16 protein-coding genes and 2 pseudogenes are annotated in these 18,795 nt (G+C 42.8%); 8 read left to right on the forward strand and 10 right to left on the reverse strand.

What is annotated here, in order from left to right:
- Window positions 1-7: 7 nt before the first annotated feature.
- Window positions 8-958: a metallopeptidase TldD-related protein gene (locus RFF05_RS14130; RefSeq protein WP_409967696.1), complete on the reverse strand. Its 951-nt coding sequence runs from the start codon at window positions 956-958 to the stop codon at window positions 8-10.
- A 320-nt stretch (window positions 959-1,278) separates the two neighbouring features.
- Between RFF05_RS14130 and RFF05_RS14135 the strand changes: the two genes are divergently transcribed.
- A complete protein-coding gene (locus RFF05_RS14135) occupies window positions 1,279-1,605 on the forward strand; it encodes a transposase (protein WP_409967432.1) in 327 nt (108 codons plus the stop codon).
- Complete coding sequence (locus RFF05_RS14140; RefSeq protein ID WP_409967433.1) at window positions 1,556-2,455, forward strand: IS3 family transposase; 900 nt, start codon at window positions 1,556-1,558, stop codon at window positions 2,453-2,455. The genes RFF05_RS14135 and RFF05_RS14140 overlap by 50 nt, the downstream gene beginning before the upstream one ends.
- Before the next feature lie 440 nt (window positions 2,456-2,895).
- Here RFF05_RS14140 and RFF05_RS14145 read toward each other — a convergent pair whose 3' ends face one another.
- On the reverse strand, window positions 2,896-4,029 hold the full coding sequence (locus tag RFF05_RS14145) for a metallopeptidase TldD-related protein (RefSeq protein ID WP_409967697.1): 1,134 nt from the start codon (window positions 4,027-4,029) through the stop codon (window positions 2,896-2,898).
- A gap of 278 nt (window positions 4,030-4,307) precedes the next feature.
- Between RFF05_RS14145 and RFF05_RS14150 the strand changes: the two genes are divergently transcribed.
- Window positions 4,308-5,525 carry an IS110 family transposase gene (locus RFF05_RS14150; RefSeq protein WP_409967367.1) on the forward strand — a complete coding sequence of 406 codons (1,218 nt, stop codon included), beginning with the start codon at window positions 4,308-4,310 and terminating at the stop codon, window positions 5,523-5,525.
- Between the two features lie 849 nt (window positions 5,526-6,374).
- On the opposite strand, the gene RFF05_RS14155 is transcribed toward RFF05_RS14150, so the two are convergent.
- Both RFF05_RS14155 and RFF05_RS14160 read right to left on the reverse strand, forming a co-directional pair.
- Complete coding sequence (locus RFF05_RS14155; RefSeq protein WP_409967698.1) at window positions 6,375-7,694, reverse strand: radical SAM protein; 1,320 nt, start codon at window positions 7,692-7,694, stop codon at window positions 6,375-6,377.
- 357 nt (window positions 7,695-8,051) lie between these two features.
- Window positions 8,052-8,183, reverse strand: a complete 132-nt coding sequence (locus RFF05_RS14160) for a hypothetical protein (RefSeq protein ID WP_409967699.1) — start codon at window positions 8,181-8,183, stop codon at window positions 8,052-8,054.
- A gap of 471 nt (window positions 8,184-8,654) precedes the next feature.
- Here RFF05_RS14160 and RFF05_RS14165 point away from each other — a divergent pair.
- Together RFF05_RS14165 and RFF05_RS14170 are read left to right on the forward strand one after the other, a co-directional pair.
- A pseudogene (locus RFF05_RS14165) lies at window positions 8,655-9,172 on the forward strand (IS66 family transposase); the annotation flags it as partial.
- 72 nt (window positions 9,173-9,244) lie between these two features.
- On the forward strand, window positions 9,245-9,412 hold the full coding sequence (locus tag RFF05_RS14170) for a transposase domain-containing protein (protein WP_409970120.1): 168 nt from the start codon (window positions 9,245-9,247) through the stop codon (window positions 9,410-9,412).
- A 67-nt stretch (window positions 9,413-9,479) separates the two neighbouring features.
- Here the strand turns inward: RFF05_RS14170 and ltrA are convergent, their stop codons facing one another.
- The 3 genes from ltrA to RFF05_RS14185 form a co-directional block, all read right to left on the reverse strand.
- Window positions 9,480-10,874, reverse strand: a complete 1,395-nt coding sequence (gene ltrA, locus RFF05_RS14175; protein ID WP_409967700.1) for a group II intron reverse transcriptase/maturase — start codon at window positions 10,872-10,874, stop codon at window positions 9,480-9,482.
- 890 nt (window positions 10,875-11,764) lie between these two features.
- The gene (locus RFF05_RS14180; protein WP_409967433.1) at window positions 11,765-12,664 is read right to left on the reverse strand and encodes an IS3 family transposase; all 900 of its coding nucleotides are present in this window, start codon (window positions 12,662-12,664) and stop codon (window positions 11,765-11,767) included.
- Window positions 12,615-12,941: a transposase gene (locus tag RFF05_RS14185; RefSeq protein ID WP_409967432.1), complete on the reverse strand. Its 327-nt coding sequence runs from the start codon at window positions 12,939-12,941 to the stop codon at window positions 12,615-12,617. The genes RFF05_RS14180 and RFF05_RS14185 overlap by 50 nt, the downstream gene beginning before the upstream one ends.
- Before the next feature lie 703 nt (window positions 12,942-13,644).
- On the opposite strand from RFF05_RS14185, the gene RFF05_RS14190 reads away from it, so the two are divergent.
- Together RFF05_RS14190 and RFF05_RS14195 are read left to right on the forward strand one after the other, a co-directional pair.
- Window positions 13,645-13,884, forward strand: a complete 240-nt coding sequence (locus RFF05_RS14190; protein WP_409967229.1) for a helix-turn-helix domain-containing protein — start codon at window positions 13,645-13,647, stop codon at window positions 13,882-13,884.
- Window positions 13,872-14,132: pseudogene (locus tag RFF05_RS14195) on the forward strand (sporulation initiation factor Spo0A C-terminal domain-containing protein); the annotation flags it as partial. The gene RFF05_RS14190 and the pseudogene RFF05_RS14195, both read left to right, overlap by 13 nt.
- Window positions 14,133-14,186: 54 nt before the next feature.
- On the opposite strand, the gene istB reads toward RFF05_RS14195, so the two are convergent.
- The gene (istB, locus tag RFF05_RS14200; protein ID WP_409967230.1) at window positions 14,187-14,909 is read right to left on the reverse strand and encodes an IS21-like element helper ATPase IstB; all 723 of its coding nucleotides are present in this window, start codon (window positions 14,907-14,909) and stop codon (window positions 14,187-14,189) included.
- Window positions 14,902-16,395: an IS21 family transposase gene (gene istA, locus RFF05_RS14205; protein ID WP_409967410.1), complete on the reverse strand. Its 1,494-nt coding sequence runs from the start codon at window positions 16,393-16,395 to the stop codon at window positions 14,902-14,904. Before istA ends, istB begins: the two co-directional genes overlap by 8 nt.
- A 166-nt stretch (window positions 16,396-16,561) precedes the next feature.
- Here istA and RFF05_RS14210 point away from each other — a divergent pair, with 166 nt between their 5' ends.
- Window positions 16,562-17,284, forward strand: a complete 723-nt coding sequence (locus RFF05_RS14210; protein WP_409967701.1) for a LytR/AlgR family response regulator transcription factor — start codon at window positions 16,562-16,564, stop codon at window positions 17,282-17,284.
- A 323-nt stretch (window positions 17,285-17,607) separates the two neighbouring features.
- Here RFF05_RS14210 and RFF05_RS14215 read toward each other — a convergent pair whose 3' ends face one another.
- Complete coding sequence (locus RFF05_RS14215; RefSeq protein WP_409967702.1) at window positions 17,608-18,795, reverse strand: hypothetical protein; 1,188 nt, start codon at window positions 18,793-18,795, stop codon at window positions 17,608-17,610.

Genomic DNA, 18,795 nt, shown 5'->3' on the forward strand with positions numbered 1-18,795 from the left:
TATTATATCATACGAATTTGGCTTTTTCAAAATTTATTATTACGTTTGGTACGTAATACGAATCTAACATTTTATATGCCCCATCTATGCCAATTATTGTTTCCATAAGTTTCAATATATTATGTTTGAGTTTGAAAAAGGTATATTCTTTATTAATATAACCACCTAAAAGCATGGAAATTTCACCTGATAGATGGTTATACGAAAACCCTTGAGGAAAAGAATGTAAAATTTTAATTTTGGAGTCAAATGTTTGGGTTTTATTTTCCAAATGAAATGAAATGATGGATTCTGACACTTGTGGTAGACATATGTTATAATTATAATTTACATTTCCTGGCGACATTTTTAATATGTTTGCGGTTAATGAATCGCATAAAAGATTATTTAACACTCCTAATTGTATTAAATTTTTAGCAATTCTTTCTGTTCCCTCATCATCGAATAAACCAAATGAAGATATATCTAAAAAGGGATTGTCAGTTAAAGTAATATCATTGTGTATAATTTTTTTGCCAATATGATTTTCATGTAAAAAAGTATTACTTAATACGAAATTATTTCCGTATAATGCCTGTACCATGTAAGTCAAAATTTCCTTTAAGATAATTGCATCTAAACAGATGTTTCCACTAACAAATGATAAATCTATCGGATGTGAGATAGAGGGTATGCTTATCGGTGCATAATATTTTTCTATTAATTGATTAAATGCACCTAGTTGATAATCTGTAATTCCAGAAACAGTAACGGGTGTGGTATTTTCACTTCCACAAATACTAAGCATTGAAAAAACTTTAATTTTATAATCTTTCTTAAACGGCATATTATGTGAGTGAATTTCTTTAATGTGACGAATATACCTTTGGTTAATATGTAAAACTTTGTATTTATCCTCTTTTTCTAGATAGCGGCATTGATCTTTGATGAGAGTTAAGCCTTCGTTTAATGATTTCATGGGTGAAAGATACCCATGATTGGATAATGATGAAGCTGTGTTTAGCAATCCTTTGTCACATAAAAATGCATTGGTGCATTTTATATAAGTAAAAATGATATTTTTGTATACATTTGCAGGTAATGATGTTGGTAATTCAACTTTGATAAACCTAGTATTATATTTGAATCTTATGCTAAATTTTTCATTTTTTGTAAGCGAGTAACCTAAGTGATTTGGTTTACCATAATATAATGGACCCTAGAAACCAAACCAGCACTCGAAAAATTATCGTGAACGTGATACAATATCAAAAACGATAAACGAGAGGAGAACATATCATGCCACGAAGCAGTTACAGCGCCGAATATAAGGCCAAGATCGTCCTAGAAGTCCTCCAGGGTGAGAAGGAATTAAACGTTATCGCTGCCGAGCAGGGGGTTAATCCCAACATGATTCGCAACTGGAAGAAGGAATTTATATCCAATGCCAGTCAGGTTTTCGATGAGAAAAAGCAGGTCAAAGAAGCACATCGGAAGGAGGTTGCCCTGAAAAAAGAGAAGGAGCAGATGCTCCGCACCATCGGCCAATTGACACTGGAGCGAGACTTTATTCAGGGTGCCTTTCGGGACTGCGGCATCCCCGTCCCCAAGTTCCCTCAGGACTGACGCAGACCTGTCCATCCGCCGTCAATGTGAGCTGCTGGGTCTGCCCCGAGGGCAGGTCTACTACCAGCCTGTGGAGGTCGACCAGGAGGCCAAGCGCTGGCGGGAGCACATCATGGCACGCATCGACTACTGGCACACCCAAATGCCCTACATCGGCTCTCGAAAGCTGGTGACCAAGCTGGCCACCGACCAGATTTTTGTGGGTCGCAAGCTGGTTAGGCGACTGATGTGCGAGATGGGAATTCATGCTCTCTATCCCAAGGCAAATCTCTCAAAACGCAACTTTAAAGAGTCTATCGTACCATATTTGCTGAGAAATAAGGTTGTCTCGTTCCCGAATCAAGTGTGGTCAATCGACATCACTTACATCAAAATGCACCACGGGCACATGTATTTGACGGCGATTATCGACTGGTATAGCCGTCTGATTGTGGGCTGGAGTCTGTCCGATACGCTGGACACAGATAACGTCATCGCCGCTGTCCAGCGCGCAATTTCTAGCCACGGCACCCCCGCTTTTCTCAATTCTGACCAAGGATGTCAGTTCACAAGCTCCCAATATAAGGGGTTTTTGAAGGCAAATCACATTGTCCAAAGCATGGATGGTAAGTCCCGTTGGGCGGATAATATCATGATTGAGCGGTGGTTCCGTAGCCTGAAAACCGAGGAAATTTACCTCAACGAGTATCAAAATCCTAGGGTATTGCGCCGTGGAATTGGAAATTATATCAAGCAGTACAACACCTTCAGACCCCATCAAGCACTGGGAAATCAGACTCCAGAGGCCGTGTATGGGGCAGCCTTCACAACGCCAACCAACCACCTTGACAGTCTGGCACAGGCTGGTTGAGGACTGGTGGCGACGGGAGGTCGTGGGTTGTAGGCGGAGGCCGTTCCCCTCGCCTTTCCCATTGTACCAGCCTGACCCAGTCGGTCAAGGCAACCCTTCGGGCGGCTACCCTGGAGGTAACCACAACCAGGCTTGGCTCAGGAAGCAAAATAGGTTGTTGTGTTCACGATAAATTTTGAGGAAGTGGTCTTGACAGGGGGACCATTATATAATATATAGATGTTACGATGATATGTTTTACTATGCTATACTCAGTTATGCCAAATTCATGAAAAATATCAATTAGTATCATAATTGTAATTATACCTGTTCCTATAATATTTGGTAGGCAGTGCGCTATTCCGTCGAAGTATTTCTCTTTCCATTGCACCCTATATCTGCATCTGTGAGTTGGGAGATAAATTATGCTGCCCTCATATCTCGACAAATGATGTTTAGCGTCATATAGAAATGGAAAATAATGATGAATTTAGAAGCAAAGAAGGTGCTCCAGTACCTACAGACAATATTTGCCCGTTTTTGCCACATTGTGAAGCAAAGAATTCTAAGTCACTACCAACATGCAATGTATTAGACAGAATGTCGCCACTATGACCCTGCAAAACTATTGCCGGAATAATTCCGGTCTTTTTTCCATTATGAATTTTATAACAATTTCTACATTGCAGATGAAAAGCACCTGTAGTCGGATGGATAAAAGCATTATCAATAGTGGTGATTACATAACCTTCTTTTGTTTCTTGAATTAGTGTATTAAGGTTTTTTCCGCTATGATTTTTATCCAAATATAAAATATGCATCCGATTTGATGGTGCATTCTGTATCTTATCAACTCTAGATGCTTTTACAAAATCCAATAATACGCCATCTTTGATTAGCATTTGCGGAACTAGTTTTTTACCATTATGCTGGTATTCACCAAAATATAACCCAATTCGAAATCCCTGATGAGGATCATCAATTACGGTTATATCATCATGGAATAATTTTGTCCCAACCTGTTTTTCGCTATAGATAGAATTTTGGCTTTTAACATAATCATACTCTAGCATATGTCCGAATATTTCATGAACAAAATAGGCAGCAGCCTGAGGCGAGAATATCAAGAATTGGTTATCTTTACAATACTCCAATTCGCTATTTCCGTACATCTTTTTTTCTACAAACTCCTCAATAAATCGCATTATTTCTATTACAAAGTTGCTATCTCGGTCAAGATGAAAATTTTTTGCGATTGTTGATTGCTGATTTAAATCCAGTAATATAGCTCTGAATGTAATTAGTAGTTGCTCTTGAGTTTTATTTTCAGATAGATGACGAAGTACTATCTTTGCGTCACAATAGAAATTGAGTATCAAATTATGATTTAAAGCATGGTTAAGTAGTAGCTCTAAATCTTTTTTATAGCAAATTAAATTATAGCATTCTAAAATGCTTTCCAATTTATGATCAACAAACTCTGATAGAAAATGTTCATAATCTGAATGTTCTGCTGGAAAAAACTCTAAATTATTTGTTGTATGTTTATAATTTTGAGTATAGAATGATGTTTGAGAATAAATTAGCTCGCACATTGTTCCTCCTACAATATAAATTAAGGTTTAAGGCACGGCAGCCAGCCGTGTCTTTTATCTTTTTGTTGCCTAAGCTGTTAGAATGGGAGGGAACAGGTCTGGCTCAATGTTCCAAGGGCTCACACGCCCGCACAGGAGTCCGCCAGCCGCCTCTCTCGTTCGCAGCATTCGATTTACGCAGGTTGTGCCACCATCACTGGTGCGTTCGTGTCACTCAGGAGATTGAACAAGCAACGAAGAAAGCGGGATGCCTAATCAAAATACACGGAGGAAACAATATGAACGCAGTCGGGATTGATATTTCCAAAGAATTCAGCGTGGTAGCCGCCCTACGGCCTATGGGTGAGGTGGCACTCCCACCTCGTACTTACCAGCATGACAGCCAAAGCATCGACGTACTGGCGCAGGAAATTCTTGCTCTGGGCGAGGACACCCGTGTCATCATGGAGGCCACAGGGCGCTACCACGAGCCAGTCGCTCAGGCGCTCAGCCAGCATGGCATCTACATCAGTATCCTCAACCCCCTTCTCATCAAACAGAGCGGTGGCGGCTCCATCCGCAAGGTCAAAACTGACAAGGCGGATTCATTGAAAATTGCTAAATACGGACTTGACAATTGGGTGGATTTGAGGGAACATACACCTATGGAAACCATGAGACAACAATTGAAGCTCTGTACACGACAGTACAATTTGTACATGAAAACCATTGTTTCGTTACAAAACAATCTGATTTCTCTCTCGGACAAGACCTTTCCAGGCGTCAACGAGCTGTTTTCTAGCCCAGAGCGCAAGGATGGTCACGTCAAATGGATTGATTTTCTGACCACATTTTGGCACTGTCACTGCATTGCAAAAGTCAGCGAAAAATCCTTCTCAGACCGCTACCAAAAATGGTGCAAGCGAAAGGGGTACCATTTTCAACCCAGAAAAGCGGCTGAAATCTACGCAAAAACCCAACGCATGATTGTCACTCTACCCAAAAACGACTACGCAAAATTGTTGGTTGTAACGGCGGCAAAACAGCTAACAACCTCCAAGGAGACCCTCTCCGAGATGAAGGTTGAGATGAACCGCATGGCGCAGGAGTTGCCTGAGTACGACACTGTCATGGCCATGTACGGCGTGGGCGAGACCACTGGCGTACAGCTGATGGCGGAAATTGGAGACGTCCGCCGCTTTGCCCACCGCAGTTCCATCGTGGCTTTTGCGGGGGTGGATCCGTCGGTTAACCAATCGGGCAAGCAGACCTCCCAGAACGGTAAAACCACCAAGCGTGGTTCTCCACATCTGCGTAAGACGCTGTTTCAGGTGGTGTCTACCTACGTCAAGAAGAAGCCAGCAGACGAGGCGGTGTACCAGTTCATAGACAAGAAACGTGCCGAGGGCAAGCCCTACTACGTCTACATGACGGCCGCACAGAACAAGTTCCTGCGGATTTACTACGCTCGTGTCAAGGAGTGTATGCTGGCTCTGGAAACCGCTAACGAGGGCTAAGTGATGCTAATTTCATAGTTTTTTAGGTCAGTGATTACACCTTCTTTCTCTGGCCTGTTTTGTTATGCCTGCTTTGTCATCTCACAATTTTTGTGAGATTTTTTCATTTCAGGGCTTGACTTTTATTTACAGGACTCCTGTTATATATATTTGGACGGTAACTCAGTAATCACCTGAGATCCTTTCCGTATCATCACCTAAGCGGTACAATAAGAGGTAACTGTGACTGATAGGTACCTCTAAGGACGAAACGCCTGTAATTGTGGCAGTCAGCTATCCTTTTTGTAGCCAGCATACGTTTGTGCAGATTGTGCTAGTAATTGGTACGTTCGTATCGAGGGACAGATAGCACTCTCAATGAGAAGCTTCAAGTGACAGAGAATCAATCACATGAGCGTGATCGGTACTGACATATGTTTATGGTCATTCTGATTCCCCAAAACTTTAAGATGACTCCATGTATCAGTTCTTGAGAGAAAAGTGCACTAAGGGCAAGGGTTACTATGTCTATAAGTGCAATGTTTTTCTTCGGATATATCACAATAGGCTCAAGGACCATCTTAAGATCACAGGCGAGTATGTGAACCTAGGAGTTTATGGCGTCGACAAAATACGTTTATCTCAACCCTAGGGCGACACTCAGGTGACGGCCTATTTGGTGTGTGCATTAAAGGAATATGACATTTTATCAGTTTGTAATTAACTTTTTATTTGTAGGCTCTATTAAATGCCTAACCGTGTTGTAGAAGTTAAACAGATATTAGCCAACTTAGTAGCTTAAGTGCAGTAAACTCCTAAATTGGCTAATATCTTATTTTAGTATTTGTAGCACGAGTTCTACTCTAAATATTATTCCATAAGGAGGGATTCCAGTTTTTGGAGTTCTATCCTCCACGCACAGCTATCTGTAAATTCGGAATTAATCATGCCTTGGACGATGCAGTTCTCACAAAGCGTAAATTTATCGCAGCCCTGACAAATTTCCAATCGAGGAAAATCAATCTTCTCAAATGTGCGGCTAAATCTTTTTTGAATATCTTGCAAACTTGATTTTTCTAAGTTTCCTATTACTATTTCTGACATAAGGCAAGGGTTTATATCTCCGTTAGCCTTTACATTTAAAAGAACCTGACCAATCCCGCAGTTGTTGCAATATTCTGATTTAACCATTTTTTCTGTATCTTCAATGAAATAAACGCTGAAATTTTCAGATCCTACTTCTACGGATAATTGATGTTGAAATTGTTTTAATTTAATTCGTTTGGCTGTGTCAACAACAATTTCACTTGGTAGTGCTCGACCCTGTGATGAAATTCCACCTAAACGAATACGTGCAACGCCAATCCTTTTAACAAATTCACAAAGTTCTTTCATTTCTTCATAACTCTGTTCATCGATGCAGGTTGCTACAGTAACACAAAAGCCAGATGCAATTACTTTTTTTATGAATAAGATGCTTTTTTCAAATGCATCTGATGCTCCTCTAAACTCATTGTGATAGCTATGCATGCCATCTAGGCTAACTTGAAAAAACACTTGCTTGGGATTAAAGTTTTTTAGATTGTTTTCAAGTTCATCCGTAAATACATACCCACTAGTAAACACATGAACAGTAGCTCCTAGTTGTGTGGACTTTTCTAACAAACTCCAAAACTTAGGATGAAGCATTGGTTCACCACCTGTTAACTGGATTTGTTCTAGAGATATATTTTCCAGTTCAGAAAATAGTTTGTATTCTAAGAAGTCGGACAACTGGATTTTTTTATCCATTGTTGCTTCCACAAAGCAATGCTTACACTTTAAAGGGCATTTTTCAGTGAGTTCTATTGAAATAGAGTCGATAGACCAGTATTCGGCGCTTCCAGAAAGAGGCAGGATAATGGGGGTAGTGGCTTTATATTGATTATAAGTAATCATTTTATTTTTTTCAGCCATTTCCATAAATTCTTGTACATATTGCACAAGAATGCTTCTGTCCTCACGGGTTGTATCAAATAAGCAATTTACGATATCTTCTAATTGATTTTGACCATTACATAGCCGAAGAATATCATCTGCACTTCTGTTAATTCGGAGCAGTCCTGGATGACCGTTTTCATAGCCAATTATACTTGAATAAAGTGGTTGTAGTTTTCTTTGTTTAAAAAAAGGAACTAAGGTTGGATACATAGAAATGACCATGCCTTTCCACTACGTTGCAAGATAGAAATGAGAATGAAACCATTGTCTCTAACGTAGCAATAAAAATTATGTTAATCTATATGTGAGGAAGTGAGTCCACTATTTCTATCGCAAATAGGCTGCTCATTTCCATCTACAAAAAGTGCGTAAACGTAGCCTTATTCTCTAGCGTCAGTGTTACCCGATAATCTCCATGCACCCCTTATTGGACTAATAAAGATTTAGTCGGCCACAAGATAAGCTATGTAGTTGTGCCCTTTGGGGGATAGATGGGGAATGGGTATCTTTCAAACTTTTCTTAGCATACTGTTAAATGAAATCTAACCAATACTGCACCGGCTTATTTTATGCAGCTAACCCTGGCCAGCCACACATATACATCACAGCTGCAACTTGGCATGTACCCATAACAGCCAGGGAAACTGCAGGCTCAACTAGGCACAATCCTACTTGAGAAATGATTTCTGGTTTGTTCATATTTAAATCCTCCTTTCGCTAATATGTTATGAAATTAAACAGGTGAATTTAGGTGTGTTCAAAAATTTTTACATGTGCAGTATTGGCTAGATTTTTTATAGAGTATCATACATTTTATAGTGATTTCGTTTCTTGTAAAATTTATGATGTAATTAGTAATTTTTTCATATTTTACATACCTCAAATATTTTAGCTTTCTTTTATATTTCCCTACCAACCTCCACATATATGTAGAATCGATGTAAGTTTTAACTCTCCCTAGCTTGCTTCGCTCGATAATATGAGAAATTATTATAGTGGGACATGATTTTTGAAAAATATGATTGCAGGAGATGATTGCAGGAGATTTCTGTTTGCTCGGTGAAACAAAGGTAACCGTCAACTCTAGCAGCACCTTGCAATCCTCCCACAAACTATAAGAAACTAAAGGTGCTCCACGAGCCTGCAAAAAAGGCTCAGAGAAAGAGCTATATGTGGCTCTGCCGCACCAGTCGAGATACTGAGCAGCCAGTCGTGCTCTATGAGTACCAGCCCAACCGCAAAGCAGACCATCCTGAGAAATTCTTGGATGGATTTGAGGGCTACTTGCATGTGGATGGTTATGCCGGTTACCATAACCTACCTGAAAACATAATTGCGGTGGGATGCTGGGTCCATGCCAGACGGTATTTTGACGAGGCAGTGAAGTCACTTCCAAAAGGCAAGCAGTCCACTGGCTCTGCGGCTACGGGGTTGGCATACTGCACGAAGCTATTTCATATTGAGAAAGAGTTGGCGAGTTTCTCCCCAGAGGAACGCCAGAAACAGCGGATGGAGCAGGAACAGCCTGTTCTAGGTGCACTGTTTGCATGGGCAGAAACCAGGGCTGCAGCACCGAAATCTACCCTAGGCAAGGCACTGATTTATTTGAAGAGCAGTGGCCTTATTTGGAGAATTATTTGAAAGATGGCCGACTAGAGTTATCTAACAACCGTGCAGAACGGAGTATTAAGCCCTTTGTGATTGACCGCAAAAATTTTCTTTTTGCCAATACACACGAGGGCACACAGGGCGGTGCCGTAATGTTTAGTTTGATTGAGACAGCAAAGGAAAACGGACTGGATCCGTACCGATATTTGGTTTATGTTCTGAAGACTGCGCCTGGTTTAGACCAGAGTGCACACAATTGGATGGCATCGTTGTTGCCTGAAAATGCCCCTGATGATTGCAGTGTGCCAAAAATCGAGTAGGAGGCTACCCCTTAATGAGATAACCGTCCTCTCACACCACCGTACGTACCGTTCGGTATACGGCGGTTCAATCGCTTAAGTGCAATTTACGAAGACGCTCGTATTGTGCAGGGAAGTCATAAAACCCTGCCAATGCGAGCTTTTCGTTTGTAATGGAGCGAGTTAGAATCGGGCTTTTTGAAATTCTCCAATATCCCAACCTTGTATTCCCCCATTGGTAAGCCAAGTCCTTGCGAATGCCCAATTTTTGTAAATTCTGCACCTTTGTCCTTGGCTTCTTCCATTGCTTCCAGATGTACATCCTAACTCTACGTCGCAACCATTCGTTCCATCTTCGCAAAATGCTACTCATTTTCGCCACATAGTAGTAGCCTATCCATCCTCGGATGAACACTCTCACATTTTGCATCACTTGTTGTATATTTCGTCCTTGGTTTCGTTTTGTCAGTGCCACCAGCTTCTTCTTGGCTTTCAGGAGAGATTTCTTATGGGCTCGAATGTAGACACCTTGCCCATTCTTTCCCATAGCAAAGCCTAGAAACTTGAAGTGTTTGGTTGAAAATACGCTGACTACCTTGCTCTTTTCTGCGTTTAGTTTGAGTTTTAGTTTACCCTCAAGGTAATTACGACAGCTTTCCAGCAATCTCATTGCGGCACGTTTGCTTTTGGCTAGTACCACAATATCGTCTGCATATCGCACCGCTGGCACCCCACGTTTTGCAAATTCCCAGTCGAATTCGTTGAGATAGATGTTCGCCAGGAGCGGAGAGAGTGGTCCGCCTTGTGGAGACCCCTCCCTCGTTTTCGTGACGATTCCATCTTCCATGACACCGCTCTTTAGGTACTTCTTAATCAAAGCGATGACTCGTTTATCTTGAATCTTTCTGCGCAATAGGTTCATCAATATCTCGTGATTCAAGGTGTCGAAATACTTGGATAGGTCAATCTCCACCACTTGGGTGTAGCCCTGTTCTGCGTACTCTTTCACCTTGCAGATTGCCTGTTGGGCGCTTCGTTTGGGGCGGTAACCGTAGCTTCCATCTGCAAATTGTGGTTCGTAGATTAGTTGTAGGCGTTGTGCAATGGCCTGTTGGATGATACGGTCTATAACCGTAGGTATCCCTAGCTTTCGCACACCGCCATCTGGTTTGGGGATTTCTTTCCTCCGCACTGGACTCGGTTGATATGTGCCGTCCAAAATGCTTTGTAAAAGTGCTCCTCTGTGTTCTTGCAACCATGGCAACGCTTCTTCAATGGTCATCCCATCAATGCCTGGCGCACCTTGGTTGCGTTTTACTCGCTTGTAGGCTCTGTTCAGATTGTCTCTGTCCAGAATTTCCTCTAGCAAGTTTGCACCGTCTTGTTCGTTCTGTTCCTGAGATGCCAAACTCGGCACTCCTGCATACCCTTGACGTTCCACGCTATCTCTTTGCTGGTAGTTCTTTCGATTTTCTGCTGTCATAATTTGGCTCCTCCTTTCCAGCCCTACTAAAGACTTACGATTGTTCAGCCCTTCCTGGAGAAAAAAATAAATAAGTTTTTTTCCCCCAGTACTATGGCTTCTGCTGACTTCTTGCCATTCGTTGTTACTACGAACTTCTTACTTCGTTTCCGTCCGCTGACAAGACCTCCCCAGGTAAGAACGATAACTTTCACCTCATGTAACCGCCACATTTACTCCGCAGGATTCGGGTAGTATTGGACTTTCTCTTGTTCAGCAGAGTCATCCGTCCTTGCAGAGCCTACTATGTGATTTCTGTTCGTCGGTTCAAGGTTTTGCCCGTGCTCGCACTTCTCAGCTCACACATCCAGCTTCCTTCAGATTCCACCTCACGATGGACACCCTTGCCTTCGGCTAACGCTTCCTACTACCAAGCGCGTAGTGGACTTGCACCACCTAGCTATCACCCATGCTGGGCGCACTGATATGAACGGCGAGTGAGAAAATCTCACTCGCCGTTCACGTTGCTAGAGTTGACGGTTACAAACAAAGGGATAGATAAATGGTGAATATGTATTATTTGAGATTACTATATAATATGCATCAGAAATTAGGACACTTAGAATTTACAGGTATGTGCTGATAAGGAGCTCATTATTTCTTTGTCGTTATTGTTTTTTCAAATATATAAAGGGGATGCATTATAATGGTCCCCCTGTCAAGACCACTTCCTCAAAATTTATCGTGAACACAACAACCTATTTTGCTTCCTGAGCCAAGCCTGGTTGTGGTTACCTCCAGGGTAGCCGCCCGAAGGGTTGCCTTGACCGACTGGGTCAGGCTGGTACAATGGGAAAGGCGAGGGGAACGGCCTCCGCCTACAACCCACGACCTCCCGTCGCCACCAGTCCTCAACCAGCCTGTGCCAGACTGTCAAGGTGGTTGGTTGGCGTTGTGAAGGCTGCCCCATACACGGCCTCTGGAGTCTGATTTCCCAGTGCTTGATGGGGTCTGAAGGTGTTGTACTGCTTGATATAATTTCCAATTCCACGGCGCAATACCCTAGGATTTTGATACTCGTTGAGGTAAATTTCCTCGGTTTTCAGGCTACGGAACCACCGCTCAATCATGATATTATCCGCCCAACGGGACTTACCATCCATGCTTTGGACAATGTGATTTGCCTTCAAAAACCCCTTATATTGGGAGCTTGTGAACTGACATCCTTGGTCAGAATTGAGAAAAGCGGGGGTGCCGTGGCTAGAAATTGCGCGCTGGACAGCGGCGATGACGTTATCTGTGTCCAGCGTATCGGACAGACTCCAGCCCACAATCAGACGGCTATACCAGTCGATAATCGCCGTCAAATACATGTGCCCGTGGTGCATTTTGATGTAAGTGATGTCGATTGACCACACTTGATTCGGGAACGAGACAACCTTATTTCTCAGCAAATATGGTACGATAGACTCTTTAAAGTTGCGTTTTGAGAGATTTGCCTTGGGATAGAGAGCATGAATTCCCATCTCGCACATCAGTCGCCTAACCAGCTTGCGACCCACAAAAATCTGGTCGGTGGCCAGCTTGGTCACCAGCTTTCGAGAGCCGATGTAGGGCATTTGGGTGTGCCAGTAGTCGATGCGTGCCATGATGTGCTCCCGCCAGCGCTTGGCCTCCTGGTCGACCTCCACAGGCTGGTAGTAGACCTGCCCTCGGGGCAGACCCAGCAGCTCACATTGACGGCGGATGGACAGGTCTGCGTCAGTCCTGAGGGAACTTGGGGACGGGGATGCCGCAGTCCCGAAAGGCACCCTGAATAAAGTCTCGCTCCAGTGTCAATTGGCCGATGGTGCGGAGCATCTGCTCCTTCTCTTTTTTCAGGGCAACCTCCTTCCGATGTGCTTCTTTGACCTGCTTTTTCTCATCGAAAACCTGACTGGCATTGGATATAAATTCCTTCTTCCAGTTGCGAATCATGTTGGGATTAACCCCCTGCTCGGCAGCGATAACGTTTAATTCCTTCTCACCCTGGAGGACTTCTAGGACGATCTTGGCCTTATATTCGGCGCTGTAACTGCTTCGTGGCATGATATGTTCTCCTCTCGTTTATCGTTTTTGATATTGTATCACGTTCACGATAATTTTTCGAGTGCTGGTTTGGTTTCTAGGGTCCATTATACATTGGCTCACTTTTATAGTAGCATTTATAAAATATTTGTGATTTCGATTAGATTATTGGTTGCATTTTGTTTTTTTTGTGTAAATATAGGTAGTATAAGTATTAACGAAAATATGATACACACTCATAAAGTATTTGAAGGATGAATCCACCGCCCCTCCTGAGGTCCTTGAACCGTAGTGGTGGTGCCTGAAAACCGCAGTTGGTGCTACAAGGGGGGCAGAATACTCAGAAGGATACGTCTGACCGTTTTCTTCACTGGCTACAGGAAATGGGTGTAAATACCAATGCAGTTGCCTAGTGTTTTCTAGTGTTTGGTAGCACCTTAGAAACAGACTAGAAAATATGTGCCAATTTGACCAAACTGTAGAAATAATATGTATCAAAAAAGACTTGAGACAGCTAGTCATTAGGTGTTATCCTAGTAAAGTGTCTTTGTCAACTTAAAAATACACAAAAAGGGCGCGTAAAAGTGCATAGGGTCAGCGTTGGGGAATAACATTAGCGAGAAAAAACTTAAAAAATTGCTGAAAAATGTCGAAAACGGAAGTGGGCTTCCTGTTATTTGCTAAATTCTTCTTGTATAATGAAAACAAGAAGGAGGTGTGCACAATGGCTAGAAATGAACTTGGCGTTGCTTTAAAAGGGTTCCGTATAGAACAAGGGATGACGCAGGAAATGGTAGAGGGTCGCAGTGGAATTTCTGTTAGAACAATTCGGGATGCAGAGCGAGGAAGCAAAGATACAAAAATGAGTACACTTCAAACATTGGGCAATGTATATGGCATGGAACTGGGGTTTTACCCAAAAACCTTTCAGATGGAGAGGGGTGAGTTGCAATGGGTAGCGTAGACATTGCAGAAATTTACAGCCTGCTTTACTCCTTAGGCATCACCGCCAACTATCGAGGTTTTTTCCATACCAGCTACGCCGTCTATCTCGTCATACAAAATCCAGAAAGGCTGCTCCTCATCACCAAGTGGCTGTACCCAGAGGTAGCCAAACACTATAAAACCACTTGGCAATGCGTTGAGCGCAACATTCGCACAATCACAGAGCTTATTTGGATACACAATCGAATTTTGTTAGAGCAGATGGCGCACCATCCTATGGAGAAAAAACCTAGGAATGGTGCTTTTTTGTCCCTTCTAGCCTCAACGCTCACGTTGCCTGGACATGGATTGTGTCAAGCGGTAGCTCTCCCCAGAGAAGATGACTATGTGCGAATGGTGTACCAAGCGGTCAATGAGAGCTGCCGTCAAGCGGTTATCCCCAAAGACTGTATTCCATTGAGAGAATTCCAGATTGGATGTAATGATGAGGCTTTTCCGCTCATAACAGTCGGCAATCACTTGGAATAACAGCTCTGCTGCCGCTTTGTGCAACGGTACAAAACCAATTTCATCAATGACCATTAACTGCACCTTTTTTAGCGTAGATAAGAAACTGTTCAAGGTGCCCTTGTTGTTCTTTTCCAATAAAATATTGGCAAGAGATGCAGCTGTAAAGAAGCGAACAGGCCGTCCTTCTTGGCAGGCGTTCAACGCCAGAGCTGTGGCAAGATGGGTCTTGCCTGTCCCAACGGCGCCCATAAAAATAAGGTTTTCCTTGGGTGCCAAAAATTGCAAATCTTCCATATACTCTCGTGTTAGTCCAACTGGCAGTGCTATTTCATTGCGCCAAGTGAAGTCATCCAAGGTTTTTAGCACCCCAAATCCTGCACTTTTTACCATGCGGTTAATGCGGTTTATTTCTCGTTCTCGCAACTCCAGTTGTAATAAATCGGTTAGATATTGCTCATTATTTCGGTATTCCACACTTGTCCACTCTTTTGCCAAACCACCTAATTTCAAGGTTTTCATGTATTGCTCAACCATGTAAATCACCTCCTATCAATCCGTCGTAAGCGCTCAAATTTGGCGTGTAATGTAGGTCAGGCGTGGTAATATCCAAAGTCAACGGCTCTGGTCGGTGTTCCTTTTTGGCAATCATGTAGTAGCATTGGCGGACACTATCCGCATCGGTGCGGCCATTCTCATGCGCCAACTCTAGCACTTCGTCGCAAAAGGTGGCGTTGCCATCTTGGACGATTTCATCCAGTAATTGTAGCGCACTTTTTCGTGCCTGTCCTTGGGCTTGGTGGAGATGCTGTTGCCAAAGAGGTGGCATTTGGTTGAAGAATCGAGTGTGAGATACCCCGCCAGGCTTTCTGCATAAAACGCCAACATACTGTTTCCAATCATAGTACTCTTGGTGTGTTTCATAACTTCTTTTATAACTTCCAACTAAGGTATGGTCATGGTAAAATTCAATGCAGTCATAATAAATTTTCGCTTGCACAATCTCTCGACTCAGCGCTGGTGACAGACCATACTTATTGGTGTCAATGGTGACAAAGCCATATTTATTCACCGCCAAGCTTTCGTAACGGAACACCGAAAAAGGGTGCTCTGGCAGGGGTAGTAGCGCCTCACGATCTGCTTCCCACAGTTCCTGTATCTCAATCTGATGCTTGTAATGGAGACGCTGTGCATCCTGCTCGCACCAGTCGAAAAGCTGTTCGTTGAAGGTATCGAAGGAGGTAATGGTCGGCACAGGAACAAAGGCGTTTCTGCGGCTATATCCCACTTTATTCTCCACGTTGCCTTTCTCGTTGCCAGCGGCAGGATTGCAGAATTCAGCCTTAAATCGGTAATGCAGCATGAATCGGGTGAATCCATCGGTCAGCACTCGTTCACCATGGTCTAGGACCTTCACCACGGCGGTAGACATATTGTCGAAGCGGATGACGGGTGGCACGCCACCCATGTGCTCAAAAATCTGCTTCATGCCTTCTAGCAAGCATTCTTGGTTTTGGGCTGGGAAATCTTGGGTGTATCCCTTGTTGGAATTGGGGAAGGACAGGGTTAGGGCGTAGCCTGTCCGCACTTTGGATGAGGCGTCGTTGTAGATGTGCTCGCCAAAATCCACTTGCCCACTGCCGTGGGGATGCGCCAGAGGCAGATAACCATCGGTTTGGCTGCTCATGGCGAATTTCTTCTTGCGCACATAACGCTTTACGCTGGAGTAGCTACCGAGGAATTTTTCTTCATCTCGTAAACGGCAATAGATTCGCCAAATTGTGTGTCGTTGCTTGCGTGGAATTTTGGTGTCATCCTCTAACCATTGGTCTATGATAGGGATGAAATCCCCTAAAATTGGATAGCTTTCTGCTTGAATGTTGGGTAGATGCTCATCGTTCCAGTCGTCTTTATGGGCGTACTTGCGCACCGTGCGATAATTGAGTCCTGTGATTTTTGCGATTTCATTGAGACTTTTCTCTTGGTTTTCGTACAAATCTTTGATATAATTCTTTTGAGCCATTCTTATCACCTTTCCGCTACCTCCTTAGTTCTAGACAAACTAATGGTAGCTCTTTTTTGAGGTGCTGACAATGGCTCTTTTTTTACGAGCCCAACCTATGCACTTTTCGCGCCCTTTTTCGGTACTTTTATTTTAGTGGAAACATAGTAAAGAAAAGGATATAATTATGTTAAGAATTGCAATATGTGCCGATGATGTTAAATTGACATCTGAAATAGAAAGTTTAATTTATATGATTGAAACAACAAACAAATTCTCTATTGATGTATTCTTTAGTGGGGAATCATTGTTGAATGAGATAGCCACAGGTGCTAAATATGATTTACTATATCTAGATATTGAGATGGACGGAATAAATGGGATTGATACGGCTCAGGAGATACGTAAAACAGATACAATAGTGATAATCATTTTTATCACAGCACACTTTCATTACGCATTGGCAGGATATGAGGTGAATGCTTTTCGATTTCTGCTAAAGCCAATAAATGAAGATAAATTTACTAATTACTATAAGTTAGCTATTGGTGATATTTTAGAGACGCCAAAATATTATCGATATACATTTAATCGAGAGAATTTTTGTATTTCAATATCTCATATTATGTACTTCGAAAGTCAAGGGAGGACAGTATACATACATACAAGCTATTCCAGTCAAGAAAAATGTTATACAAAGTTGAATGATATTGAACATTATTTACTATCTAATAACATCTATTTTTTTAGGATTAGTCAATCTTTTTTGGTAAATCCTGATTTTGTATATTCAAATATGTATAATAAAATGGTTCTCCAGGATAATACACAACTTGTTGTTTCTGAAAAAAGGCGAAAAAAGGTCAATAAATTGTTTTGTAAAATTAAGGGTGATAAAATCTATGATTAGGGGCTGTGTCACAATTACTTAGGCCATATGCAATTTGCTAAAACCAGAGTAGGGTGGGGGGCTTGCCCCACTGGCAGTTGACAATTAAACCCACAAAAAACAGGGTAGACTCGTAAAAATTTACGAATCCACCCTGTTTTTTCCTTAATATGAGCACCTTCTATGGCGAAAACTCCCCTATTTTACACTCTACTATAAAATGATGTGTTTTACAATACAGTTGAAGGAATGGTTTTCACCAGAAAACGGATATTAGAAGCTATTAGAAATGGACCAAAACATCCGCATCTAATGGTCTCTAGTCTACAAGGATTGAAGCCCCCTTACAACTTACTCACAATCTTTCCGAAAATCTGCTCTCTTTCGTCTTCGTATCGGCGGATTGTTAGCATGACGGTATCGCCTACGAAAAATTCGCCGTCTTCGTAGTGGAAGGAGTAGCTACACATACACACGGTATCATCGGGGAGGTTGCAGAATACGCCACCGCCATATTTGCCAGAAATCACAGCTTGGCGAATACAGCCGACAGGATGCCGATCTTCGGCACCGTAATAAGGATTAGAGGTAGCTGCCTTCCCAGAAAGGGTCAATTTTTCATTTTCTAGGTCAAAGGATGTAATCACACACTCAATGACCTGCCCTGGGCGATACTCGTCACGCAGGTCTGGGATGGCTGTATACCGCAAATCTCGCTGGGTGATGTCCATATCATAGCCGTAGCAAGACACAAAGGCACGACGGGGACCCACTGCCAAAATGTGGCATGGCACACGGTTGCCCACGCTGTGGATACGAGGGCGATGGTTGAAGAAGTACCGCCGACTGGCTAAGGCTCGACGGCGAGATGCCAGCGCAAAGTTTCCTTCACGGTCAACTTTGGTAATAATGAAGTCGATGGTAGCGCCCACCATGTTGCGAATGACATAATCGGGACGCTCCAGACCTGCGTCAAACATTTCTGTGTCAGGGATAACCACCTTCACACGGAAGGGCACCACCACAGCGCAATACATGACTTTTTGATTGGCACCATAGCCTGTGGTCAGCTTGTCCACACCAATAATCGTGCCTGTCATCACAGAACGACCACGGAAAGATGCGTAAATATTGCGCCACTCTTGTTGTTCCTCTGGTGTCAGCTCTCGGTCGATTTCATTGAATTTGAGGTCAAAGAATGCTTGGCGATTGCTAATGTCCTCTTCATATTCTTCTTCCAACATGACTGTTTCTGCTTTAGGAATGGATGGGGAAGCGATTTCGGTCTCTTCACCATAGGGAATGATTCCAGCTTCTTCTGTGTCCTCTGTATCCACTGAGGTGAAGGTGATTTCTTCCATTGGGTCTAGGGTATTTGGTTGGGTGAGGTCTGGGAAGTCTGGGGCAATGGGGCTTTTTGGAGCATCCTCTATCAAAGTGGGTTCCCATTCTGGTGTGGTTTCCGTGGTTTCTGGAATTTCTGGGGTTTGCTGTGCTTGGTTTTCCAAGGGGTCTGCTTTTTTTCTTGCCAT

This window comes from Bengtsoniella intestinalis, from assembly GCF_039719005.1.
GTDB lineage: Bacteria > Bacillota > Clostridia > Oscillospirales > Oscillospiraceae > Oscillibacter > Oscillibacter intestinalis.